Origin of the sequence: Streptomyces sp. N35 (assembly GCF_016464295.1) — a bacterium.
GTDB lineage: Bacteria > Actinomycetota > Actinomycetes > Streptomycetales > Streptomycetaceae > Streptomyces.
Window position 1 is genome coordinate 48,090 of the sequence record NZ_JAEIMH010000069.1, and the last position, 771, is coordinate 48,860.

The following is a 771-nucleotide window of genomic DNA, read 5'->3' on the forward strand; positions in this document are numbered from 1 at the left end:
GTGGGGGGGGGGGGGGCCGGGGGGGCGAACGCCGAGCGGGAAGGGCGCCGGATCGTAGTCGGCGCGGGGCGCCTGGGCGGCCTCGCGCGCCGCGGCGGGGGTGAGGCCGCCGGCCAGCGGCCAGGCGACGTTCAGGGCGCCGGCGGCGGCCGCGGCCTTGAGCAGATCACGACGGTTCAGTTTCACGGCCGGCCTCCGGTGGCGTGCAGGGTGAGGGAGACGGCGTCCGCGTAGCCGTCGTTGGACGTGCCGCCGCCGCTGCGGGTGAACACGAGCAGGACGCGGGCGCCGCGCGCCCCGGGCGGCACCGCGGCCTCGGCAGCGCACTCGACGAGCGCGGTACGGCCCAAGCGCTCGGCGGCGCTCACCGGTCCGAGCACGCCCAGCGCGAGGGGTGTGCCGTCGGCGGCCCGGAACTCCACGGAGAGGCGTGCTCCGTCCTCCTGGCCCGCATAGCCGCCGAGCCAGCCGCTCACCACGTACCGCACCCGGCCCGCGTCCACTTCCCGCCGCCCGGTCGCCCCCCGCGCCGGCAGCTCGATGTCCTGCCCCAGCGCGGTGTGCGCGCTGCTGCCGCCGGAGAAGGACCGGCTGCCGCGCGCGGCGGGGCCCGGATCGTCCGGGGTCGGATAGCCACCGCCGAGGCTGTACGCGATCAGCGCGGGAGCGCCCTGCGCGATCCGCCAGCCCGGCACGGCGTCGGGCCGGGCGGGGCCGCCCCCCCGGCCCGGTTCCCCGCCCCCCCTGGCCGCCAGGGTTCCCCCCCCGCCC

The 771-nt window shown here is 80.2% G+C and carries 2 protein-coding genes; both read right to left on the minus strand.

Annotated features, from left to right (window positions below; translation table 11 throughout):
• Positions 1-186 (minus strand): twin-arginine translocation signal domain-containing protein (locus JAO81_RS30870; RefSeq protein ID WP_307813882.1); only part of this gene is annotated, 186 nt, incomplete at its 3' end.
• On the minus strand, positions 183-755 hold the full coding sequence (locus tag JAO81_RS30875) for a phosphoesterase (RefSeq protein WP_199551259.1): 573 nt from the start codon (positions 753-755) through the stop codon (positions 183-185). The genes JAO81_RS30870 and JAO81_RS30875, both read right to left, overlap by 4 nt.
• Between the last annotated feature and the right edge of the window lie 16 nt (positions 756-771).